The following is a 23608-nucleotide window of genomic DNA, read 5'->3' as shown; positions in this document are numbered from 1 at the left end:
CTCTGGGCGGTCGGATGGTGCCGGGACGACGGACGGGAGGCACGGAGCCAGCTGGCACCGTGCCTCCCGTCCGTCAGCGCGTCGCGTTACTTCGCGTCGGCCTCGGTGACCTCGTCGGCGTCGGCCGACTCGTCGTCAGCCGACTCCTGCGCCACACCGGCGGTGAAGGCGGACAGGTCGACGGCGTCGCCGTTCGTGTCCTTGACGGTGACCTTCGACAGGACGGTCGCGACCGCCTTCGAGCGGGCGACCTCGCCGACCATGCCGGGGATCTGCCCGTTCTGGTCGATCACCTTGATGAACTCGGCCGGCTCCATGCCGTACTGCGACGCCGCCTGGATGAGGTACTGCGTGAGTTCCTCCTGGGAGACCTGGATCTCCTCCTTCTCGGCGATGGCGTCGAGGAGCAGCTGCGAGCGGAAGGCCTTCTCGCTGGACTCGGAGACCTCCTTGCGGTGCTCCTCGTCCTCGAGACGGTTCTCCTGCTCGAGGTGACGGTGCACCTCGTCCTCGATGAGCTGCTCCGAGATCGGGATGTCCACGTCCTCGATGAGCTTCTCGACGAGCTTGTCGCGAGCCGCGGCGCCCTGACCGAAGGTCTTGGACTTCGCGATCTGCTCCTTCAGGTCCGCCTTGAGCTCGTCGATGGTGTCGAACTGGCTGGCGATCTGGGCGAACTCGTCGTCGGCCTCGGGGAGCTCGCGCTCCTTGACGGCGGTGACGGTGACGGCGATCTGCGCGGTCTCGCCCTCGCGGTCGCCACCGACCAGCGTGGACTCGAAGGTGGTCGACTCACCGGCGGTGAGCGACTCGAGCGCCTCGTCGATGCCCTCGAGCAGGTCGCCCGAGCCGATCTCGTAGGAGACGCCGGTGGCCGAGTCGACCTCGTCGTCACCGATGGTGGCGGTCAGGTCGATCTGGGCGAAGTCGCCGGTCTCGGCCGGGCGGTCGACCGTCACGAGCGTGCCGAAGCGGGTGCGCAGGTTCTGCAGCTCCTCCTCGATCTCGTCGTCGGAGACCTCGACGGCGTCGACCGTGAGCTCGTACTGGTCGTACGCGGGGAGGTCGAACTCGGGACGGACGTCGACCTCGAAGGTGAGGACGAGGTCGCCCGAGAAGTCCGCGACGTTCGGGAGCTCGGCGACGTCAGCCTCGGCACGGCCGAGGATGCGCAGCTCCTGCTCCTCCACCGCCTGGCGGTAGAAGGTGTCGATGGCGTCACCGACGGCGTGGTTCAGGACCTCGCCGCGGCCGACGCGCTGGTCGACGATCGCCGGCGGGACCTTGCCCTTGCGGAAGCCGGGGATGTTGATCTGCTCGGCGATGTGCTTGTAGGCGTGGTCGATGCTCGGCTTGAGATCGTCCGGCGTCACGTTCACGGTGAGCTTGACGCGGGTGTCGCTCACCTTGTCGACGGTGCTGGTGGCCAAGGGATGTACTCCTGTTGGTTGACGTTCGAGTGGACCTGGTCGGGGCGACAGGATTCGAACCTGCGACCTCCCGCTCCCAAAGCGGGCGCTCTACCAAGCTGAGCTACGCCCCGTGACTGGGCCAGGTGACCGCGCACGCCCGAGGGCACGCACGACCGCGACGAGTCTAGCGGTCCCCCGCTGCCTGGTTCCCGGGCGGCGTGCCGCGTGTGGACGGTTCCTGCTCGGCGCTGCGCCGCAGGCCCCGTCGCCACCGCACCCCGACGGCGACCTGCACCCCGAGCGCGGCGACCACGAGCGCGACGCCGAGGACGATGCGCCAGACGTGCAGCAGGGCGTGCCAGGGCTGGGCCTGCGGGTCGCCGAAGGCCTCGGGACGGAGCGAGAACACCACGGCAGCGACGGCGAGCAGCACGAACGAGAGCACCCGCGAGCGCTTGATCCGGCGCGTGTCGGAGCCGTCCGGCTGCGGCAGCACGTTCGATGGCATGTCGGGGGCCGTTCGTCCGCTACGATGGTGGCGCTGCGGACTGGTGCCGCAGTGCGGGGATGTAGCTCAATGGTAGAGCCCCAGTCTTCCAAACTGGCCACGCGGGTTCGATTCCCGTCATCCCCTCCACGTCCTCTTCACGGCTTCCGACCGGCGCTGCGCCGAAACTCGATTCCCGTCATCCCCTCCACACCGTCGTCCCCGTCGTCGCGATCAGGCGGTCGTCTTCGTCAGGCCGTGCTCGGTCTTCTCCCAGTAGTGCGGCCGGGTGATCAGCTGCCACAGGCCCTTGTACGCGGCGACCGAGTGCAGGATCCAGTACAGCGGGTTGAGGAGCGCCCAGCCCATCAGGTCGAAGCGACCGCGCTTGTACGGCCCCATCATCGTCAGGTAGATCATCGTGGCGTTGCCGAGCAGGAAGTCGAGCACGCAGAGCCACAGCACCGGCGCCGGGAACAGCGGCGCGGTCCAGTCGGCCGGCAGCACGAGCGTCGCGATCGTCACGAGGACGCCGGGCAGCATCCCGAGGAACGTCAGCGGCGTCCCCGCGATGAGCAGGGCGAACGCGGCCGCGCGACGCGGCCCGATCTCGCGGACGAGCGCACGGGGCCTGCGCGCGTGCACGAGGGCGGTCTGCATGTACCCCTTGATCCACCGGGAGCGCTGCCGGACGAAGTTCGGGATCGAGGTGTTCGCCTCCTCCATCGTCGTGGAGTTGACGACGGCGACGCGGTACCCGACGGCGGACGCGCGGATGCCGAGGTCGGCGTCCTCGGTCACGTTGTAGGGGTCCCACCCGCCGAGCTCACGGAGCAGCTCGGCGCGGAAGTGGTTCGACGTCCCGCCCAGCGGGATCGGCAGCTGTCGCGCGTCGAGGCCGGCGAGCATGTAGTCGAACCAGTACGAGTACTCGAGGGTGAACATGCGCGTGAGCGCGTTCTCGTCGGCGTTGAAGTAGCTCAGCGCCGCCTGCACGCACACGGTGTCATCCCCGGCACGGTCGAAGGTCAGGAACACCTTCTTGAGCTGGTCGGGGTCCGGACGGTCCTCAGCGTCGTAGATGACGACGTACTCCCCGTGCGCGATGGCGAGGCCGACGTTGCAGGCACGCGGCTTCGTCTGGGGTGACCCCGGCGGGACGATGACGATGCGCATCCAGTCCGGCGGGGCTGCGTCGATGACGGCCTCGCGGGTCTCGTGGTCCTCGGCCTCGACGAGCACCAGGACCTCGAGCCGGTCCTTCGGCCAGTCGAGCACCTCGAGGTTCCGGACGAGGTCGTGCACGATGTTCGCCTCGCGGAACACGGGCACGAGCACGGTGTAGGTCGGCAGGGCGTCGTCGTCCAGGGCGGCGACGTCCTCGGCCGAGACCTGCTCGACCAGGTCGAAGCGGGCCCCGACCATCGACACCCAGAACTTGAAGAGGATCCCGGCCAGGAACCCCAGGGAGAGCACCGCCGTCGCGATCGCGACCGTGCTGCCCGGTGCGAGGACGAGGCACACCGCGAACAGGAGCAGGGCGACCGCACCGCCGACCCGTTGTCCTCGTGAGAGGACGGTCCGTGCGGACAGCGCCGGGTTCGTCCGGGCGAGACCGTGGGCGGCGAGGTCGGCGACCTCCTCCTCGAGCTCATACGCGATGCGCTGCCGGACGTCCGCCTCGGACGCGCCGCGGAGGACGACGGGTTCGCCGAACTCCTCGGTGAGCGCCGCGCGGAGGACGTCCGGGTCCGACCGACCGCTGGTCAGGACGAGGACGCCCTCGCGGATGCGGGCGGACGCGACCCAGCCCTCCTCGACGTGCCGCTGCACGGAGCACCGGTGCCGCGGTCGCCAGTCGACGTCCTCGCCGCGGTGCCGACCGGTCCCCCCGACCACGACGGTCGGCTCGGCGTCCACCGGCGGCCGCGCTCCGACGGCGGTCACCGGAGCACCACCGCCACGACGGCGTGCATCCACTCGACGACGACCTGGCGTTCGGAGGCCGCGGCCCACGCGAGCGGGACCTGCAGGACGGCGAGGACGACGACCAGGGTGCTGGTGACCCGGCCGGCGACCGGCGGCAGGATCGCGATCGCGACGCTGAGCATCGTGACGAAGACGTTGCCGGCCGTCGCGACCGGCACGAGCCCGATCGCGTACCCGCCCACGGTCCCGACGAAGAGCGCCGCGACGAGGGCGATCGCGCCGGGCCGGCGGACGAGCAGTGCCAGGGTGGCGCCGGCGACGAGCATCGTCACCAGGAGCAGGCCGTCCGCCGAGGCGAAGAGGTGGCGCAGGCCGTCGAGTCGCTCCTCGGACACGCTGATCGTCCCGCGCAGCGCCGCGAACGGGTCGTGGAGCACCATGAGGTCGAGGACGGCCGTCGAGAGCGCGACGGCGAGGCTCGGGAACACCAGGACGAGCACGTTCGCCCGCCGGATGCCGCGCTGGTCGTGCCGTGCCAGGTCGAGCAACGGGGCGGCGAGCGCCGCGATGCCGACGTAGACGAAGCCCATCGGGTCGACCAGCGTGGACAGCATCAGCGCGAGGCCGGCGCGGAACCCCGCCTGCGTGTCCCCCCACGCGAAGAACCGCACCATGTCGACGACGGCCAGGGCGAAGAGGGCGATGCCGAGGAACGCCTGCAGGTCGTCGAGCGCGAGGAAGGCGTACAGCGGGTTGGCGCCGAGCGCGATCGTGAACGCGACGACCTCGCGCATGCGCAGGCCGCGGCGCAGCATGTCCTGCGCGAGGAGCTGGAGCAGCACGCCGGCGACGATCCCGCCGAGCACCGCGGCACCCTGCACACCGAAGGGCATGAAGCGCAGGAGCACCCCGGAGAGCAGCGGCCAGAGCTGCCCGATGGCCGGCACCACGCCGCCGTCGAGCGCGGCCGTCGCCCGGTCGAGCGTCACCTGGTTGCCGGTCAGCCCGATGAGCGGCGTCGTCGTGATGCGCGACGCCACGAGCGCGAGGGCCACGTATGGCAGCGCGAAGGCGGCGCGGAGCAGCCACCGGACGGCGACGGACGGCAGGGGCCGCAGCGGTGCGGGTGCCGGCACCGCACCGGGCGGCGCCGAGTGCGGGCGGGAGAGCGTGACGGTCATGCGGCTCCTCCGGGTGAAGCACGCAGGGGTGTCCTGCACCGTCCATTCCACCCCGTGTCCCCGGAGCGCGACAGCCCACGAACGGGGTACAAGCCGGTCCCCCTCGTGGCGGACCGACCAGCACCGGGTGCGCCGGGTCAGTGCACGTCGGTCCCGTCCGTGACCGTGCTGTCGGCCGCGATCAGCTGCAGCTGCGTCAGCACCACGGGTGTGGCAGCCTCGAACGCCAACGTCCCGCCGGTCACCCCGCCCGCGAACCGGAAGACCCGGGTCTGCCCGGCCCAGGTGAACGCCGCGTCCCGCTCCTCGACGGCGTGCACCACCGTGCCGTCCGCACTCCGGAGCACCGCACGCCACGAGGCCGTCACCGGCGCTGCCGCGGTCACGGTGTACAGGGACGTCCCTGCCGCGGTGACCGGCACCGACACCGACTCGCCCGCGGCGAGCGCCACCGGGGTCAGTCCGGTGTCGTCGGTCAGGGGCGACGCCCCCACGGGCAGGACGTCGTCGGGGGTGTCCCGGAAGCCGTGCAGCTCGGACGCCGAGACCGGTCGGGTGTCCGCAGCCCACCCCGTCGGGGCCTCCGACAGCGTGACGACGATCCGCTCCGCGGCGGCGACCACCGTGTGCGGGATGCTGATCGAGCCCCACGGGTCACCGTCGACCGTGACGGACGCGATGAACCGTCCGTCCCCGGCGGTCTCGATGACGGTGGACGCGCCTCCCGGCCGTCGCAGGACCGACCGCCGGACCGACGGCGGGACGAGCACGTAGGTGCCGGTCGCCGGCGCCAGCGGGTACAGGCCGATCGTGGCGAGGACGTACCAGGCGCTCATCTCGCCGTTGTCCTCGTCGCCCGGGTACCCCTGTCCGAGGTCGGAGCCGACGAAGAGCCGGTCGAGGCACTCGCGGACGATGCGGTGTGCGTCGTCGTGCCGTCCGGTGAACATCGGGAAGAACGGGAGGTGGTGCGCGGGCTGGTTCGACAGGCCGAGCATCCCCGTGCGGACGTCGCGCGCCTCGGTCATCTCGTGGATGGCGAACCCGTAGGACCCGGACCGGTCGGTGGCGCCGGTCTCGGGCCGCTGCAGGAACCGCTGGAAGGCGTCGTCGAAGCCGGCCGGTCCACCGTGCAGGTCGACGATCCCGGCGCCGTCGTGCGGCGCGGTGAACATCGTGCCCCAGGCGTTGGTCTCGGTGTAGTCGCTCCCCCACACGTCCGGGTCGAAGTCGTCCCCGGACCGCCAGGCGCCGTCCGGCGTGCGGCCGATGAAGAACCCGCGCTCCCGGTCGAAGACGTTCCGGTAGCGGAGCGAGCGGCGCGCGAACCACTCGTGCTCGGCCCGGTACCGTCGCTCGACGTCCGCGTCACCGGTGGCCGCGGCTCGCGTGGCCATCGCGTCGGCCAGGACGGCGACGCCCCAGTCGTTGATCGCGGCGTCGAGGGTCCACGACATCCCCTCGTCGGTCGCCGTGTCGACGTACCCGCGGAGGTCACCCGGGAGGCTCCCCTTCCGCCCGACGCGTCGGTCCGGTGACGGGACGGTCGCGTTCCGCACCGCGGACCGGTACGCCTGCTCGACGTCGAAGCCGTCGACACCCTTCGCCACGAGGTCGGCGAGGACGGTGTCGCTCGTCGTGCCGGTCATCACGTCCTCGGCCCCGGGCGCACTCCACCGCGGAGTCCACCCGCCGTCGGTGAAGTGGCCGACGACCCCCTCGGCGAGGTCGGCGGCGGTGTCGGGCGTGAGCAGCGCGAGCAGCGGCCAGGCGGTCCGGTAGGTGTCCCAGAACCCGTTCGTGGTGGTGAGCGGGCCGTCGACGACCTCGGGCCCGGGCTCGTCGCGGATCGGTACGGTCAGGACGCCGCCGTACGGGGAACGGTGTCGCGGGCTCCCGGTCAGCGCGGTCTCCCCCGCCCGGGTCGGGTGGAGGAACGCCCGGTACAGGCCCGAGTACAGCGAGACGAGCTGGTCGGGGGTGGCGCCCTCGACCTGCAGTGTGTCGAGTTCGGCGGTCCAGCGTTCCTCGGCGTGCTGGTGCATCGTGTCGAAGTCACCGGCGGCGTCGAGGTTCGCGGCCGCGTCCTCGGCGGACACGGTGGAGATGCCGAGGAGCACGTCGGTGTCACCGGCGACCTCGACCCGTCCGCGGAGCTCGCCGTCGACGAACGTCGTCCGGTCGGCGAGGGCGTTCCCGATCCGCACGTGCACGTGGTGCGGCGGCGTCTCGGCCCGGTCGTCGAGCAGGGCGTCGACGACCGCGGTGCCGTCCTCGATGCGGACCGTGCAGGAGCGGAGGACGCCGTGGTGGTCGAGGACGACGCTGCGGACGCCGGTGAACCGCCACGCGAGGGCGAACTCCCCGGCGGTCATCTCGGCGGTGACGCCCGCGTCGAGGGTGACCCGGTAGCGGTGCGGGCCGTCGGCCTCGTCGACGTGGTCGAAGCCGAGCGCGCGGGCGGTCCGGTCGAGGTCGGGGTCGGCGAGCGGGGAGGGCATGACCTGGAACACCCCGCGGTCGGCCATCCACGGCGAGGGCAGGTGACTCGTCGCGAACGCCTGGATCGTGGGCCGGTTGTCGCTCCGCCGGTTGTGCTCTTGGTAGGCGTACGGCCACCGGCTGTCGGCAGCGTCGGTCATCGGCAGGCCGAAGACGCCCCCGTGCGGGAGCCCGACGAGGGGCGCGGTGTTGCCGCGCGAGAACGTGCCGGACGAGTGGGTGCCACGCGTGGTGCGGACGTGGTCGAGCGGTCGGGCACCCTCTGGCAGGTGGCCGGTCGCGCGCCCGGCGGGTCCGATCCGGACGTCGTCGAGCCAGCCGCGGACGGCGGTACCGGGGTCACCGTCGGGCGCGGGCCGGTCTGCCCGGCCGAGCCGGGCCTCCAGACGGTCCACCGTCCGGCCGACGTGCGCCGACAGGTCGACGGTCCGCCGGTTCCACTGGTCGACCCACTGCTTGCGGGCGTCGTCCTGCGCCTCGGGGGTGACGAGGTCGCCGTACTGGTCGCGGGCGCCGCCCGCGCTGAGTCGTGTGCCGTCGGTGAAGACGACGTCGAGTGCGAACGCCGTGGCGGCCCAGAACCGGTCGAGGTCCGTGGTCGTCGGCTCGGTCCGCCCGTCGGGCAGCGACCGCTCCGGGAACCAGACCCAGGTCAGGACGTCGGTCGGCCCGACGTCGTGACCTCGGTGCCCGTCGAGGACCTGCACGGTCCCCGTCGGGTCGGTCTGCTCGATCGGGGTCGCCTGCTGCGAGACGAACCCGACCCCGTTCCGGGCCGCGACCGCGGTCACGGGGCCGGTCGGGCCGCCACGGCGTTCAGCACTCATCGGTCGGTCGTCCTCACTCGTGGGTCGTGCTCTGCCCGTAGAGCACGTTCGTCAGCCCGGACACGTACCCGCTGACGTCGCCGTCCGGCAGGTTGTACGTCATGAAGACGCCGTACTCGTCGGCCTTCGAGCGCTGCGCGAGCGACACCGCCGTCGACTGCGGGGTGTTCTGGATGTCGACCGCCGCCGCCGAGAGCCGGTCCTTGCCGAGCCCCGGGATCGACGGCGCCGAGTACGTGCCGTAGTAGGGGTTCCAGGCGTAGTCGAGCTGGGAGCCGATCGCGCTGCTCGACGACGACAGGGCGTCGGACGCCGGGCCGATGTCGTAGAACGAGATGAGCTTGTCGGGCATGTCGGCGCGCAGGGCGCTGACGAGCCAGCCGATCGACTGCTGGTTCGGCTGCGGGGTGCCGTCCGTGCCGTAGTCGGAGTACTCGTCGTCGAGGTCGACCCCGTCGAGGCCGTACTCCGCGACGGTCGCGGTGACCTGGGCCGCGAAGTCCTCGGCGGCGGCCTGCGTCGGGAAGTTCGCGATGCCGGTGCCCTGGTGGTTGCCGAGGATCGACAGCGACACCTTGATGCCCTTCGCCTGCAGCGGCCGGATCTGCGTGGCGGCGTCGTCGAGGGTGCGCTGTACGTTCTCGTTGGCGTACAGCACCGCGTTGCCGTCCGCGTCGCGGTTGATGTTCGCGGCGAAGATGATCGCCACGTCGAAGGCGTTCGCGCCGTTCGCGAGCCGGTAGCGGCCGACGTTCGCGAGCTGGTCGTTGTTGACCTCGACGTAGGCGATGCTCGTCGGGCCGTCCTTCGTGGGGACGGCGCGCGGCTGCTCCCCGTGGCCGACGCCGTGGTGCGCGCCGACCCCGTGGGAGAGGCCGGTCGGGGACGGTGCCGCCGACGCTGCGGCCGGCACCATCGGTGCTGCGAGCATCGCGGCGAGCGCCGCCACGATGCCGATCTTCACGGACTGCTTCATGTCACTCCTCATCGAGTGGTGGACCGGTCGACCGGTGCCGACCGGGGACCGCCGCCGGGGATCCCGAACCCCCGGCGGCGGGGGTCTCAGGCGCGCGGGTAGCGGAAGGTCCGGACCTCGTACGCGTCGACCGGGAAGGCCGCGACACCGTCGGTGAGCGCGGCGACGCCCGGCAGGGCGTCGTCGACCTCCTCGAGCAGCGTCACCTCGACCGGGTCGCCGAAGACGCCGGGCTCGGCCACGGCGATGCCTCCGGTCCCCCGCCGCCCGCTCGGCTCGTACACGCGGACGACCAGGTCGCCCGAGCGGTCGTCCGCGAGCTTGACGCTCGACAGCACGACGTCGCCCGACACCTGCACGAGCGGCTCGAAGCCGTGGGCGCCCGCGATGCGCCGTGCCGGGGCGTTCATCACGATGCCGGCCCCGGTCGCGCCGAGCTGGTCCGTCCCGACGACGATGCCGTACCGGTGGGTCTGCACGCCCTGGTCGGTCTCCGGGTCGGGGAAGCGCGGTGCGCGGAGCAGCGAGAGCCGGACGGTGGTGGTGACGTGGCCGTCGACGGCGTCACGGGTGGTGTCGAAGCCGTGGATCGAGGAGTTCACGAGGGCGACCCCGAACCCGGGCTCCTCCACCAGCACGTAGCGGTGCATCGACGTCTCGAACTTCGCGGCCTCCCACGAGGTGTTCGTGTGCGTGACGCGCTTCTGCGCGCCGAACTGCGTCTCGGCGACCGTGTGCTCGGCGCGGACGTCGAGCGGGAACGCCACCTTGAGGAACTTCTCGGTCTCGTGCCAGTCGGTCGTCTGGTCGAACTCGAGCGTGCGGGAACCGGGCGCGAGCAGGATCTCCTGCGTGACGGTGGAGTCCCCGAACGAGCGCGACACGACGATGCGCGCGATCCCGGCGGCGTCGACCGACGCGTCGAGCGAGTCGACGGAGACCAGGTCCTCGACCCGGTTCCGGTAGTACCGGTCGACGTCCCACGCGTCCCACATGTTCGGGAAGTCCTGGTGCAGCTGCAGCAGGTTCGCGGCCTGCCCCGGGGCGATCGCGTCGCGTCCGGTGGCCAGGTCGACGGCGCTCGTGACGAGCCCCTGTGCGGTCACGACGATCCGCACCAGGTCGTTGGTGAGCACGTACCCGCCGTCCTGCTGGGCCAGCGAGACCGGCTCCGCGGTGGGCACGTCGGTCGCCGGGAGCGCACCCTGCGCGGGAGCACCGGCCTGGAGGACCGGGGCCGGGTTGACGACGACGGTCTCCGTCCCGGGGCCGGCGAGTGCCGACAGCGCGTCCTCGATGATCGCGGTCAGGGCTGCAGCCGTCTCCGCGTACTTCGCGACCGCCTCGCGGTGCACCCAGGCGATCGAGGTGCCGGGGAGGATGTCGTGGAACTGCTGCAGGAGGACCTGCTGCCAGAGCGCGTCGAGCTCGTCGTACGGGTACACGAACCCGGTGCGTGCCGCGGCGGTCGTGGCCCAGAGCTCGGCCTCGATGAGCAGCTGCTCGCACCGGCGGTTGCCCTGCTTCGTCTGGTGCTGGCTGGTGAGCGTGGCGCGGTGCAGCTCGAGGTACAGCTCCCCCACCCACACCGGCGGGTCCGGCAGCTCCGACTTCGCCCGGTCGAAGAACGCGTCCGGGTGCTCCCACCGGACCTTCGCGCTGCCCTCGAGGTCGGCGAGGCGTTCGGCCGTGCCGGTCATCTCGCGCGTCGTGCCACCGCCACCGTCACCCCACCCGACCGGGGCGATCGACCCCGTGGCGAGGCGGTTCTCGCGGAACTGGCGGGAGGCCTTCGCGACCTCCTCCCCGGAGAGCCGGGAGTTGTAGGTGTCCATCGACGGGAAGTGCGAGAAGACCCGCGACCCGTCGATGCCCTCCCAGAGGAAGGTGTGGTGCGGGAACTTGTTCACCTGGTTCCACGAGATCTTCTGGGTGAAGAACCACTCGAAGCCCGCGCGGCGCATGAGCTGCGGCAGCGCCGGCGAGTACCCGAAGCTATCCGGCAGCCAGACGCCCTTCGGCCGGATGCCGAACTCCCGCTCGAAGAACCGCTGTCCCTGCGAGAACTGCCGCACGATGCTCTCGCCCGTCGGCATCACGGTGTCGGACTCGACCCACATGCCGCCGAGCGGCAGGAAGCGACCCGCCTCGACCGCTGCCTGCACCCTCGCGTAGACCTCGGGCCGGTGCTCCTTGATCCAGGCGTACTGCTGCGCGCTCGACATGCCGTAGAGGAAGTCGTCGGTCTGGTCGATGAGCTCGGTCATCGTCGAGGTCGTCCTGGCGACCTTCCGGATCGTCTCGCGGACGGGCCACAGCCACGCGGAGTCGATGTGTGCGTGCCCGATCGCCGAGATCGTGTGCGCCGAGGCCGCTGCGGGCGCGGCGAGCACGCCGGCGAGTGCGGCGCGGGCGTCCGCTGCCGTCCCGACGATGTGCTGGAGGTCGAGCCGGTCGAGGGCGTCGTCGAGTGCCTGCAGGATCCGCATCCGCCGCGGGCCGTCGGGCAGCTGGGCCTGGAGTTCGAGGAGGACCTCGAGGTCGAGCGACAGGTCGTGCACCTCGGACGCGAACACCGCGAGGTCCATCCGGCGGCTCGTGTACAGCCGCTTCGACGACGAGGTCTGCACGTCGCCCTCCTGCGTCGGCAGGAAGGGGTGGTAGTCGAGCAGCACCGGGTTCGACGCGGCCTCGACGAAGAGCTCGACGGTCTCGCCGCCCTCGGCCCGCTCGGTGACGAGCACCCACTGGTTCCGCGGGTTGATCGACTTCACCGGGGTGCCGTCGGCCAGGTACACGAGCCCCTCGCACTGGAACCCGGGCATGTTCTCGTCGAAGCCGAGGTCGATCACCGCCTCCACGCGCTGCCCGGCGTACTCCTGCGGGATCGTGCCGGACAGCCGGAACCACGTCGTGCCCCAGGCCGCGCCCCACGGCGTTCCCACCTCGTACGGCGTGAAGTCGAGCTGCAGACCGGCGGCGAGCGGGACCGGCTCACCGGGCAGCTCGTGCCAGGCGGCTCCGAGCGGCACCGCGGTCGCGTGCACCGCGGGCAGGATCCGCTCGTCGAGGACCCGTCGGGCGCGTCCGGTGGTGAGGGGGATGTCGTCGTGCATGGGGTCCTTCCGGGTGGTCGGATCGGGGCGTGGTCGGGCGGGGCGGTGGGCCGTGGTGGGCCGGGGTCAGGGCATCGTCGCGGGGTGGGCGATCGACAGCGCGGTGCCGGCGAGGTCGTCCGGCACCTCCACCGTGCTCCTGATGCCCCTGGCCGCGGTGTGCGCGGTGTCGGACAGCCGAGAGCGCAGCACGACCTGGGGTCCGCGGCCGTCCGTGGCGGACTCGGCGCACGCGAGCCACGCGGCCGCGAACCGGCCACCGGGGGCGCAGTCCGCACGCACCCCGTACCGGGGCGAGCCGTCCGGGAGCACGTCGTCCAGCACGACCGCGGTGGTCGGCGGCGCCGCGGGGGCGGGCAGACCGGTCCGGGCCAGGGCGGCGAACGCCTCGCCCGCGGGCTTCAGCCGGCCGTCGTTCGTGAACAGCCCGAGGTCGTACTCGAGCTCCGGGAAGTCGGCGAGCGACCGTGCGACGTCGTGCGAGCACCACCAGGTCACCCCGAGCAGGTCCTGGGCGCCGGCGACGTGCCGGATGGTCCGGTCGGTGAACGCGGCGGCGTCGGCCGGGTCGACGACGTTCGTCGGGGCGCCGACCTCCTGCAGCCAGTTCGGTCGACCGGGCTCACTGTTCCAGGCCGCGGCGAGCTGGAGCAGGTACTCCCCGTGCCGCACCGACCCGGCACCGAGTGCGCCGTGCAGGGCCGCGGACCCGTTGAACACCCACGAGTGCGTGACCGTCGCGTCGCCGTGGTCCGCCGCGTGGGCCGGACCGAAGGGCTGCGTGTCGTCGTACCAGGCCGCGTCGTACTGCGCGACGGTGACCAGCGGCGAAGGACGCGACCCGGGGGCGGCAGGAGCCGACGAGGCGGACGCGCGTGGTGCCTCCTGGCCGGCCGACGACCCGACCGTGGACCCACCGGACAGCCCGCGCCGCGCCGCCGCGACCATCGCCGCGGCCCACGCGTGTCCTTGTTCCGCGGTGATGTCGTGCGGTGCGGGGTGCGGTGCGTGCGCGAACTGGTTGACCTCGTTGCCGATCGAGATGCCGAGCAGGTTCGGCTTGTCGGCGACCGCCGCGGCGAGTGCCTCGACGTACGCGGCCGTCGACGCGACCACGTCCGGGTCGGTGAACATGTTCCGGCGGTGCCAGCTGTCGAGCCACGACGGCACGAAGTCGAAGCTCGACAGGTGCCCCTGCAGCGCGTCGACGTTCACGTCGAGCCCGAAGGAGCCGGCGATGTCGACGACGGTGGCGACGTCGCGCAACGCCGACTCCCGGATGAGCGTCCGGTTCGGCTGGACGACCGGCCACAGCGGGAAGATCCGCACGTGGTCGGCACCGAGCGAGGCGATCTGCTCCATGTCCCGCGCGGTGTCCGCCGGCGAGAAGTCGAGCCACGAGTGGAACCAGCCGACCGACGGGGTGTGGTTGACACCGAAGCGCATCAGCCCTTCACCCCGCCCTCTTCGACGCCCTTGAAGAAGAAGCGCTGCAGGACGGCGAAGATCACGGCGATCGGGATGAAGGCGATCATGGTGCCGGCGGCGATCATGCGCTGGTCGGTCGCGAACGTGCCCTGCAGGTACTGGAGTCCCACCGTCAGCGTGAGGTTCTCGGGCGACTGCAGCACGATGAGCGGCCAGAGGAAGTCGTCCCACGCACCGATGAACGAGAAGATCGCGATCACCGCGATGGTCCCCTGCACGGCGGGCAGGGAGATGTACCGGAGGCGCTGCATCGCGTTCGCGCCGTCCACCACCGCGGCCTGGTCGATCTCCTCGGGGATCTGCCGGAACGCGTTGAACATGAGCAGCACGTTGAGTGCGGCGATCATGCCCGGCAGCGCGACGCCGACCAGGTTGTCGGCGAGCCCGAGGTCCTTGACCGTGACGAACTGGCTGATGATCGTCGCCTCGCCCGGCAGCACCAGGGTGGCCAGGAAGAGGCCGAGCACGAGCTTCCGGAAGCGCCACTGCAGGCGGGCGAGGGCGAACCCGGCGAGGGTGGCGAACACGATGTTGCCGAACACGTCGATCGCGGCGACGAGCAGCGAGTTGCCGATGTACCGGAAGACCGGGATCGCTGCCGCCACCTTGAGGTAGTTGTCGAACGTCGGCTCGCTCGGGATGAACGACGGGTTCGCGGTGTAGATGTCCTCGCCCGCACCCTTGAGCGAGGTGGAGAACTGCCAGAGGAACGGGCCGATCGTGATGAAGAGGACCACCACGAGCAGGACGTAGCGGACGACCTTCTCACGGGTGGACATGACGCCCCAGACCTGGCGGCGCTTCCGCGGTGTCGGACCGGAGGCGCGTCCGCGTGCCGTCGCGCCGGTCACGTCCGGTGCGGGTGCGGCGACGCCGGCGGCGCCCCCGATCACGGGTTCCGTGGTGCTGGTCGTGTTCGTCACTTGTCCGCCTTGCTGTTCATGCGCGCCAGGGCGAGCATCGGCACCAGCGTCACCACGAAGAGCAGCAGGCTGAGCGCGGACGCGTAGCCGAGGTTGCCGGTGAAGCCGCGGGCGTACTGCTGGATGAGCATGACGAGCGAGTTGTCCTGCCCGCCGGGTCCGCCGGTGCCGTTGGTGAGGATGTAGAGCTCGCTGAACACGCGGAGCGCGCTGACGCACACCAGGATGCCGACGAGCGTCATGGTGCCGCGGACACCGGGCATCGTCACGGACCAGAAGCGGCGGACCGACCCGGCACCGTCGAGGGCGGCGGCCTCGTGCAGGTCCTTGCCGACGTTCCCGAGCGCCGCGAGGAAGATGATCATGTAGTAGCCGAGGCCCTTCCAGACCGTCAGGCTGATCGCGCTGATGAGCAGCAGCCACCGGTCGGTGAGGAACGGGATGCCCGCGCCACCGAGCGCCTTCACGATCTCGTTCACCACGCCGCGGTCGTCGAGGATCCACGTCCAGATGAGCCCGACCACGACGGCCGAGGCGATCACGGGCGTGTAGTACGCCGTACGGAAGAACGCGATCCCGGGGAGCTTCTGCTGCACGAGCACCGCGATGAGCAGCGGCAGGACGGTGAGCAGCGGCAGGCAGATCGCCATGTAGATGACGCTGTTGAGCAACGCCTCCCACACCTGCGGGTCGGCGAGCAGGGTCTGGAAGTTGCGGACGCCCACCCACTGGCTCACGCCCCCGAGCGGGCTGGCGTTCGTGAACGACAACCGGACGGTGTTGATCGACGGCCAGAGGCTGAACGCGAGGAGCCAGACGAGTGCCGGCAGGACGAGCAGCCAGGGCGTGAACCAGCGGTTGGCGCGCATCAGCCGTTGGCCAGGAGGGAGTTCATCTTGTCCTGCGCGGTCTGCAGGGCCTTCTCCGGCGAGACCTGCCCCTTCATGGCGAGGGCGATCTGCTGGTCGAGGAAGTCCGTCATCGCGGAGTTCGCCTCGACCGGGTTGAGGACCTTCGCCTCCTTGAGCGCCTCGTTCGCGAGCACGCGGGCCTTGCCGTTCACGGTGCCGTCGTCCTTCGAGAAGTACGGGTCGGACTGCGACGAGACGGTCGACGGGAAGATGTTCACCTGGTGGGCGAACGCCTCCTGGTTCTTCGCGTTCGTCATGTACTGCGCGAACGCCTCGGCGGTGGCGAGGTGCTTCGACTTGCTGGACACCGACAGGCCCTGCACGTACAGCGGCGGGGTGTCGAGCGCCGGGCTGACGGTGACGTTGCCCTTGAGCGACGGGTTGCTCTTCTCCATGTCGGCGAGCGCGGTCGCACCACCGGTGGTCCAGGCGACCTTGCCCTGCGTGAAGAGCGTCGAGTTGCCGAGGTAGTCGCTGTTGAGGACGTTCGACGGCATGTAGCCGTCCTGGTACGCCGTCCGGTACCGGTCGATCAGGTCGGCGGCCTTCGACGAGTCGGCGAAGGTGAACTTCGTCCCGTCCCCGTTGACCACCTTGACGCCGGCGAGCGTGAAGTCGCCGAGCCCGGGCTTCCGGCTCATCAGGTAGTCGTCCGGGCAGTTCTCGTGCATCGTCTTCGCCTGGGTGAACAGGTCGTCGGTGGTCTTCGGCGGGTCGTTCGCGTCGAGCCCGCACTTCGCGAACATCGACGAGTTCCAGTAGTCGACGTCGGTGTTGAGGTACCAGGGGTAGCCGTAGGTGCCGTCGAGTCCCTTGTACTCGTACGAGTCGAGCGCGCCGGCGACGTACGTGCTGCTCAGCGTGCTGTCGTCCTTCGAGACGTCCTGCAGGAACCCGCGCTTCGCGAGCGGCAGCGCGATGTCCGGCGGCAGGTTGATGACGTCCGGCAGCGAGTTCGACGACGCCTGGCTGAGGACCTTGTCCGCGTAGCCGTCGCCCGGCTGGTCCTGCAGCTTCACCTTCGCGTCGGGGTGTTCCTGCTCGAAGCCGTGGATGACGCCCTGCAGGTAGTCCGTGTAGGTCGGCGTGAGCGCCCAGGTCTGCAGGGTGATGGTGCCCTCGACCTTGCCGTTCCCTCCGCCGGTCGCGCCGCTGCTGCCGCTCGAGCAGCCGGTCAGGACGAGGGCGGTGGCCGCCGCGGTCGCGAGCAGCGCTGCCGCGCAGCCCCTCGTCGGTCGTGGTGTGGTCCTCATGGCGTTGTGACTCCTTCGTCATCCTGCTCAAGCGGTTCAGCCGTCGTGTGCTGCAACCGGGTTGCGTGCCACTGTGCGGGACTAAAGCGTTATAGTCAACCCCGTGCAACCGAAGCGTCGGACGACGATCGCCGACATCGCCGCCCGAGCCGGCGTGTCCATCAGCGCGGTGTCGTTCGCGCTCAACGACCGACCGGGCGTCTCCCCGGAGACCCGTCGACGGGTGCAGGAGATCGCGCGCGAGCTCGACTGGCAGCCGCACACCGCGGCGCGCGCGCTCGGTGGAGCCCGGGCGGGCTCGATCGGGTTCGTGCTGAACCGGCCCGCACGCACCCTCGGGACGGAGTCGTTCTTCGGCGACCTGATCTCCGGGATCCAGCTCGGTCTCGCGGGCACCCACGTCGGCATGACCCTGCTCGTGGCGCGGGACGCGGACGAGGAGCTCCAGACGTACCGGGACTGGTGGCGAGGCCACCGGGTCGACGGCGTCGTCGTGATCGACCCGAGACAGGACGACGACCGCCTGGCCCTGCTCGCCGAGCTCGGGATGCCGGCCGTCGTCGTCGGGTCCCACCCGTCACCGGCGGGTGCGGCGCCGAGCGTCTGGATCGACGACTCCGACGCCACCGAGACCGTCCTGCGCTACCTGCACGCCCTCGGTCACCGCCGCATCGCCCACGTCGCCGGCCCTCCGGAGTTCGAGCACACGGCGATGCGCACGGCGCGCCTCGAGACGTTCGCCGCGGCCGAGGGGCTCGAGCGGACGGTGTCGATCCCGACGGACTACTCCGCGGAGGCCGGCGCCCGTGCGACGCGGACGCTGCTGTCCGGCACCGACCGGCCGACCGCGATCGTGTACGACAACGACGTGCTCGCCGTCGCCGGCCTCGGCGTCACGAGCGAGATGGGGATCGCGGTCCCCCACGCGGTGTCGATCGTCTCGTTCGACGACTCCGCGATGATCCGCCTCGTGCGACCCGCGATCACGTCCCTGACCCGCGACACCGTCGAGCTCGGGCAGCGGGCCGCCGTGCTCCTGCGCGAGCAGATCGACACGGGCGCGGTCCTGCCCTCGCGCCCCGGCCCCTCGCTGACCCTGAGCGTGCGCGACTCCACCGGTCGCACACCGACACGCCCGCACGGCGGCCGATCCGCACGCTGACCGCGCGGCTGACTTGACGCCGGTTCGAACACACGTTCGAATACCCCTGTGGGACGGCGTCGCGAGAACCGGTGGCAGCCCCCGGAACACCCGGAGGTCGAACGCCCGCGCGCCTACTCCCTGTCGGAGGATGCCCGCGGGCCCGACGTCTGCCACGCGGTCACCCCCGCACCCGTGTGGGCGTGGATCCAGTTCCCCACGTTCCACATCCGCGTGAAGGGCTTCGCGACGAGCTGGACCCGTGACGCCGTGCTCGTCGAGTGGGCGCAGTTCGGGCAGCAGGCCCACGCCTGGGTCTGGCGGTCCGCCGTGAAGCACCGCACGCTCCGCGCCGACCCACGGCATCCGGGGAACGCACCGCATTGACTTCCACCCGCATCACGAGGATCGTTCTGCCCGTACCGCTTCGTCGAACTACACGATCATCGAGGAGTTCGACGGCCACGACCCGACGAGAGGAGGCACCGTGAAGAGGAACGAGGTGCCGTCCTGGGTCGCCCACGTGCTCACCCCGCCGGAGGTCATCGCGGCCTACGTCGAGCGCCGGATCAACGATCCGGCCCTGCTGTCGGGTGTGCAGTCGGAACCCACGTACGCGGACTTCCTGCGCGCCGAGTAGGCGGTCGGCCGGGAGGCACGACGGACGTCCCCGACGTCAGGGAACCTGCCCCGCGCCTCCCGTCCGACCCGCGTCCGGTCGCGCGCGACCGCGTCGCGCCGACAGGGTGACCCCGACGCTGGCGACGCTCACGCAGGCCAGGGCGACGACCTCCTGCACCGCGAGCTCCTCCCGCAGCACCACGAGGCCCGCGAGGGCCGCGATCGCCGGACCGAGGCTCTGCAGCACACCGAACACCCGGGTGGGCATCCGGCGGAGCGCGAGCATCTCGAGGGCGTACGGCAGCACGGTCGAGAGCAGCGCGACGCCCGCGAACACGAGCAGCAGCGACGGGTCGCCGACCACGCCGTCGACGGCCGGACGGAGCCCGGTCGGCAGCGACACGAGCATCGCGACGACCATCGACACCGCCAGCCCGTCGACCCCGGGGATGGCGGCACCGACCCGACGGTTCATCACGATGTAGCCCGCCCAGCACGCGGCAGCGGCGATCGCGGCGACGACGCCCCCGACCGCGGTGACCGCGGCCGGACCGACACCGAGCAGCACGACCCCGGCGAGCGCGAGGGCCGCCCACGTGACGTCCCGCCACCGTCGGGTGTGCGCGAGCGACAGGGTGAGCGGTCCGAGGAACTCGATCGTCACGGCGACGCCGATCGGGATGCTCGCGAAGGCCACGTAGATGAAGACGTTCATCCCGCCGAGCGCGAGGCCCAGCAGCACCGCCGCCGCCCACTGCCCGCGGGTCCAGTGCCGGACGCGCGGGCGCACGACGAGCAGGAGCACGAGCGCACCGATGACGAGCCGGAGCGCAGCGGCACCGACCGACCCGACCTCGTCGAAGCGGGTCTTCGCCAGCGCGGCACCGATCTGCACCGAGAGCATCGCGGCGAGGGCGAGCACCGGTGCGGGGACGCGGGTCACGGTGCGGTCGCCATGCGTCGGGTCAGCCGAGGTACGCGAGCACGGCGAGGACGCGGCGGTGGTCCTCACCGGTGTCCTCCAGGGCGAGCTTGCCGAAGATGCTCGACACGTGCTTCTCGACGGCTCCGGTGCCGATCACGAGCGCACGGGCGATGGCGGCGTTCGTGCGCCCCTCGGCCATCAGCCCGAGGACCTCGCGCTCGCGGGGCGTCAGGGCGGCGAGCGGGTCCCGCCGGCGACCCATGAGCTGCGTGACGACCTCGGGGTCGAGCACGGTGCCGCCCGCGGCGATGCGCCGGACGGCGTCGTCGATCTCCTCGAGCCGGGTCACGCGGTCCTTGAGCAGGTACCCGATGCCGGTCGCCCCGGCGGCCAGGACGTCCTCGGCGTAGGTGGCCTCGACGTACTGGGACAGCAGCAGGACCCCGGTGCGGGGTGCGACGCGGCGGGTGGCGACGGCGGCGCGCACACCCTCGTCGGTGAACGTCGGCGGCATCCGCACGTCCATGACGACCACGTCCGGGGCACGGTCGGGCAGCGTGGCGAGGAAGGCGTCCGCGTCGGCGTACTGGCCGACGACGTCGATGCCGGCCTCGTCGAGCACGCGGGCGAGCCCCTCGCGCAGGAGCACCGCGTCGTCGACGACGACGGCCCGGATGCGTGCTGCACCCGGGCCGTCGCTCATGCCGACCAGCCTAGTGGGAGCGGGTGCGCCGACCGTGGCGCCGGGCCGCTCCCGACGCCGTCACCCGCGGACGACGGGGACGCCGTTCAGGGCTCCGAGCGGGATCCGGGCGGTGGCCTCGGTCGGACCGCCCTCGGGGCTGTTCACGACGAGCTCGCCGTCGAGGGCGCGCATCCGACCCATCAGGCCCTCGATGCCGTGGCCCTCCTGCGGTCGTGCGCCACCACGGCCGTCGTCGGTGACGCTGACCGTCAGGTACCAGAGGCCCGAGGCGTCGACGATGAGCCCGAGGTACACGCCGGCCGTCGAGGCACCGGCGTGCTTGGTCGTGTTCGTCAGGAGCTCGCTCACCGTGAAGTAGACGTTGCGCTGGATCTCCGTCGCGAGCTCGAGCCCCTCGGGCAGGCGGACGTCGAGCCCGACGGGGATCGGCGTCCGGGCGACCAGTGCCTCGAGCGCCGCCACGAGTCCGCGGTCGAGCAGGATCGGCGGTGCGAAGCCGCGGGAGAGGGCGCGGAGCTCGTCGAGGGCGTCCTGCGCGTGCTCGGTCGCCTCGCCGATGAGCCGCTTCGCCTTCTCCGGGTCGCGGTCGAAGGCGCGCTCGGCAGCGGCGAGGTCCATGCGGAGCCGGACGAGCCGCTGCTGCGGACCGTCGTGCAGGTCGCGCTCGATCTGGCGCAGTGCCTGGCCCTCGGCCGTCACGGCACCGGCGCGGGAGGCCTGCAGCCCGGCGACGCGCTGCTCGAGCTGCTCGGCACGGAAGCCACCGAGCAGACCGAGGTCGATCCAGGAGTGGGCGAGCACGGAGCCACGTGCCCAGAGGGGCAGGAGCGCCACCGACGCGGCCATCGACAGCAGGCCGAGGAGTCCGATCGCGAGCAGCGCACCACTGTCCGAGCTGGGCAGGTACATGCCGCCCACGCCGAGGAAGCCCCAGGCGACGGCGACCACGAACGGCCAGGCGAACCCGGCGAGGAGCACGACACCGGCTCCCACGGTCACGAGTGCCGCGAGCGGGTAGACCACGGCCGCGTGCAGCAGGTAGAGCCAGTAGTGCGGGTTCGCCACCGCGGACCCGGTGCGCGTCCACCAGTTCTGCTGCCACCGCGGCGTCCAGTCCACCGGACGGATCGGCCGGGGGTCTGCCCACCCGATGCGGAGCTTCTCGAACTGGCCGAGCCACCGCGCCACGAACAGCGCGATGAAGAACATCAGGAGCACGAACGGGTTGAACAGGTCGCGCAGGCCCCGTCCGAACAGCGCCGCTGGGAACGCTGCGTACAGCGTGCAGAGCAGCACGGCCGTCAGCGCCATGTAGCCGAAGTCGCGCGGCAGGCGACGCCAGGCCTCGCGGTAGAAGCGACCGGCGGTCATGCCGGAGCCGGCACCACCCCCGTTGCCCGACGCGCCCGCGGCGGCGAAGGGCGGCTGCCCCGGCACACCCGCGGCGGCGAAGGGCGGCTGCCCCGGCACACCCGCGGCGGCGAAGGGCTGCTCCCCCGGAGCGGACGCCCGCCCCGTGGTCGGTGTCGCACCCCATCCCGAGGGCGCCGAGGACGGGCCGCCGTCGGGCGTGCGGGGCTGTTCGGGCATCGGCTTCGTGGCTCCCTGGGGCACGGCTCCGTCGAGCGGGACGGTCTGTGCACGATCGGCGGCGTGGTCGTCCAGCGGGACGGTCTCGGCCTGGTCGAGGCGGTCGGTGTCGGTCATGGGTCCAGCCTCACGGAGCCCGTCCCCGCGTCCCATCCTGCCGTCTCCCGGATCGGGGGTGGGGTTGTCCCCACCCCCTGTGCCCGTCGCGCCGTCAGACGAGGGCGGCGGCGACCTCCGGGGACTCCTCGGGGACCGACCACGGGCGGTGCGTCATGCCGCTGTCCCCGCGGAACGACACGACGGTGCCGTCCTCGTCGCGTGCGTAGGTGATGCGCTCGTCCACCGAGCCGAAGCGGTTCCCCGCCGCCATCACGAGCGTGTCCTCGTCGACGACCCGGAGCCGCACCGGGGACTCGGTCGGGACCGGCTGCGTCGGGTCGATCGCGAGCAGCCGGTCCCCCACCCGTGCGACGTCGGTGATGCCCTCGAACGTCGTGAACCGTCCCGTGTACCGGTCGGTGTCGACGCCCTCGGGCAGCTCGGGACCGGGGGCGTGCTCGTCGGCCGCGGCGTCGAGCAGGTGCACGATGCCCGTCGCGAGCATCCCCGCCGGGCCGGTCGCGCTGCTCGTCAGGACGGAGACGACGAGCGACGACGCCGGGTCGAACACCGTCTGGGTGATCTGTCCGGGGAAGCCGCCGGAGTGCCCGCGGACCTCGCGCCCGCCGATCCGGTCGACGATGAAGCCCGCGCCGTAGCCGCGCGCCGCCGGATCGGTGTCGAGCGCGCTCCAGGCCTTCCGCTGCGCCAGGCGCTTCGCGTGGTCGGACAGCAGCGAACCCCGGCCGGGCACGTGCGCCGAGAAGTACCGGACGAGGTCGGACGCGGTGCCGTGGAAGCCCGTCGCCGCGGCGAGCGCCCCGGTCGTGACGTGCGGGACACGCTGGCGGGTGCGGGCGGTGTGCAGGCCCGTGTAGCCGACGACGAACTCGTCCTCGCGCGCCGGGTCGTACTCCGGCCCGGTGCCGGTCAGTCCGAGCGGCTCGACGATCGCACGCCGGACGTGCTCGGCGTAGGTCGTGCCGGTGACGGCCTCGATGACGAGTCCGAGCAGGCCGTAGCCGAGGTTCGAGTAGTTGAAGGCCGAGCCGACGGGGACCTTCGCGCCGCCCTCGACCACGAGCGCGACGAGCTGGTCGGCATCCGGGAACGGGTGGTCGAGCGCCCAGTGGTCGCCGTCGGCACCGTCACGCACGACACCGCCGCCCATCTCCATGAGCTCGCGCACCGTCGCGTCGGCGATCGGCGACCCGGCGTCGACGAGGGCGGGCACGAACGACCCGACGGTGTCGTCGAGCCGCAGCGCGCCGGCGTCGGCGAGCTGCAGCAGCGCGGTCGCGGTGAAGGTCTTCGAGTGCGACGCGATCCGGAACAGGTCCGTGGTCGTCAGGCGCCGTCCGGCCTCGACGTCCGCGTGACCCCAGGCCTCGGAGAACAGCACCTCGTCCTCGAATCCGATCGCGACCTGCACGCCCGGGAGGCGGAGCTGCCACACCTTGTAGTCGATCCACTCACGGACGTAGGGCAGGACGGACTCGTACGCGGCGCGCTTCTCCATGC

Annotated in this window: 18 protein-coding genes and 2 tRNA genes; 4 read left to right on the top strand and 16 right to left on the bottom strand. The window is 71.7% G+C overall.

The window, feature by feature from the left end:
- Positions 1-86: 86 nt before the first annotated feature.
- From tig to J2X59_RS04140, 3 genes are all read right to left on the bottom strand, one after another.
- Positions 87-1430 carry a trigger factor gene (gene tig / locus J2X59_RS04150; RefSeq protein ID WP_066653120.1) on the bottom strand — a complete coding sequence of 448 codons (1344 nt, stop codon included), beginning with the start codon at positions 1428-1430 and terminating at the stop codon, positions 87-89.
- A gap of 36 nt (positions 1431-1466) precedes the next feature.
- Positions 1467-1543: transfer RNA gene (locus tag J2X59_RS04145), tRNA-Pro, on the bottom strand.
- 53 nt (positions 1544-1596) lie between these two features.
- Entirely contained in the window at positions 1597-1920 is a 324-nt protein-coding gene (locus J2X59_RS04140) for a hypothetical protein (RefSeq protein WP_326495801.1), read from the bottom strand.
- Positions 1921-1975: 55 nt separating this feature from the next.
- Between J2X59_RS04140 and J2X59_RS04135 the strand changes: the two genes are divergently transcribed.
- A tRNA-Gly gene (locus tag J2X59_RS04135) sits at positions 1976-2049 on the top strand.
- Between the two features lie 84 nt (positions 2050-2133).
- Here J2X59_RS04135 and J2X59_RS04130 read toward each other — a convergent pair.
- From J2X59_RS04130 to J2X59_RS04090, 9 genes are all read right to left on the bottom strand, one after another.
- Positions 2134-3846, bottom strand: coding sequence for a glycosyltransferase (locus J2X59_RS04130; RefSeq protein ID WP_326495800.1), 1713 nt, complete (start codon positions 3844-3846; stop codon positions 2134-2136).
- Positions 3843-5009, bottom strand: coding sequence for a hypothetical protein (locus tag J2X59_RS04125; protein ID WP_326495799.1), 1167 nt, complete (start codon positions 5007-5009; stop codon positions 3843-3845). The genes J2X59_RS04130 and J2X59_RS04125 overlap by 4 nt, the downstream gene beginning before the upstream one ends.
- 137 nt (positions 5010-5146) lie before the next feature.
- Positions 5147-8338 carry a GH92 family glycosyl hydrolase gene (locus J2X59_RS04120; RefSeq protein WP_326495798.1) on the bottom strand — a complete coding sequence of 1064 codons (3192 nt, stop codon included), beginning with the start codon at positions 8336-8338 and terminating at the stop codon, positions 5147-5149.
- A 13-nt stretch (positions 8339-8351) separates the two neighbouring features.
- Positions 8352-9314, bottom strand: a complete 963-nt coding sequence (locus tag J2X59_RS04115; RefSeq protein WP_326495797.1) for an endo-beta-N-acetylglucosaminidase H — start codon at positions 9312-9314, stop codon at positions 8352-8354.
- Positions 9315-9400: 86 nt separating this feature from the next.
- Entirely contained in the window at positions 9401-12430 is a 3030-nt protein-coding gene (locus tag J2X59_RS04110; RefSeq protein ID WP_326495796.1) for an alpha-mannosidase, read from the bottom strand.
- A 66-nt stretch (positions 12431-12496) separates the two neighbouring features.
- Positions 12497-13876 carry a glycoside hydrolase 5 family protein gene (locus tag J2X59_RS04105; protein ID WP_326495795.1) on the bottom strand — a complete coding sequence of 460 codons (1380 nt, stop codon included), beginning with the start codon at positions 13874-13876 and terminating at the stop codon, positions 12497-12499.
- The gene (locus tag J2X59_RS04100; RefSeq protein WP_326495794.1) at positions 13876-14841 is read right to left on the bottom strand and encodes a carbohydrate ABC transporter permease; all 966 of its coding nucleotides are present in this window, start codon (positions 14839-14841) and stop codon (positions 13876-13878) included. The genes J2X59_RS04105 and J2X59_RS04100 overlap by 1 nt, the downstream gene beginning before the upstream one ends.
- Positions 14838-15710, bottom strand: coding sequence for a carbohydrate ABC transporter permease (locus J2X59_RS04095; RefSeq protein ID WP_058727596.1), 873 nt, complete (start codon positions 15708-15710; stop codon positions 14838-14840). Before J2X59_RS04095 ends, J2X59_RS04100 begins: the two co-directional genes overlap by 4 nt.
- Positions 15710-17005, bottom strand: a complete 1296-nt coding sequence (locus tag J2X59_RS04090) for an ABC transporter substrate-binding protein (RefSeq protein ID WP_326495793.1) — start codon at positions 17003-17005, stop codon at positions 15710-15712. The genes J2X59_RS04095 and J2X59_RS04090 overlap by 1 nt, the downstream gene beginning before the upstream one ends.
- 103 nt (positions 17006-17108) lie before the next feature.
- Here J2X59_RS04090 and J2X59_RS04085 point away from each other — a divergent pair, with 103 nt between their 5' ends.
- The 3 genes from J2X59_RS04085 to J2X59_RS04075 all read left to right on the top strand — a co-directional run bounded on the left by J2X59_RS04085 (position 17109) and on the right by J2X59_RS04075 (position 18786).
- Positions 17109-18167: a LacI family DNA-binding transcriptional regulator gene (locus tag J2X59_RS04085; RefSeq protein WP_326495792.1), complete on the top strand. Its 1059-nt coding sequence runs from the start codon at positions 17109-17111 to the stop codon at positions 18165-18167.
- A 48-nt stretch (positions 18168-18215) separates the two neighbouring features.
- Positions 18216-18533, top strand: a complete 318-nt coding sequence (locus tag J2X59_RS04080; RefSeq protein ID WP_326495791.1) for a hypothetical protein — start codon at positions 18216-18218, stop codon at positions 18531-18533.
- Between the two features lie 100 nt (positions 18534-18633).
- Positions 18634-18786, top strand: a complete 153-nt coding sequence (locus J2X59_RS04075) for a hypothetical protein (protein WP_158407736.1) — start codon at positions 18634-18636, stop codon at positions 18784-18786.
- Positions 18787-18822: 36 nt separating this feature from the next.
- Here the strand turns inward: J2X59_RS04075 and J2X59_RS04070 are convergent, their stop codons facing one another.
- The 4 genes from J2X59_RS04070 to J2X59_RS04055 all read right to left on the bottom strand — a co-directional run bounded on the left by J2X59_RS04070 (position 18823) and on the right by J2X59_RS04055 (position 23606).
- Positions 18823-19710 carry an EamA family transporter gene (locus J2X59_RS04070; RefSeq protein WP_326495790.1) on the bottom strand — a complete coding sequence of 296 codons (888 nt, stop codon included), beginning with the start codon at positions 19708-19710 and terminating at the stop codon, positions 18823-18825.
- A gap of 22 nt (positions 19711-19732) precedes the next feature.
- Complete coding sequence (locus tag J2X59_RS04065; protein ID WP_326495789.1) at positions 19733-20395, bottom strand: response regulator transcription factor; 663 nt, start codon at positions 20393-20395, stop codon at positions 19733-19735.
- A 60-nt stretch (positions 20396-20455) separates the two neighbouring features.
- Positions 20456-22105, bottom strand: a complete 1650-nt coding sequence (locus J2X59_RS04060; protein WP_326495788.1) for a sensor histidine kinase — start codon at positions 22103-22105, stop codon at positions 20456-20458.
- Between the two features lie 94 nt (positions 22106-22199).
- Positions 22200-23606: a serine hydrolase domain-containing protein gene (locus tag J2X59_RS04055; RefSeq protein WP_326495787.1), complete on the bottom strand. Its 1407-nt coding sequence runs from the start codon at positions 23604-23606 to the stop codon at positions 22200-22202.
- Positions 23607-23608: the final 2 nt, after the last annotated feature.

The organism is Curtobacterium sp. 260, from assembly GCF_030803485.1.
Classification (GTDB): Bacteria; Actinomycetota; Actinomycetes; order Actinomycetales; family Microbacteriaceae; genus Curtobacterium.
Note: the sequence above shows the minus strand (reverse complement) of the source record. Positions and strands in the feature narration are given on the sequence as shown.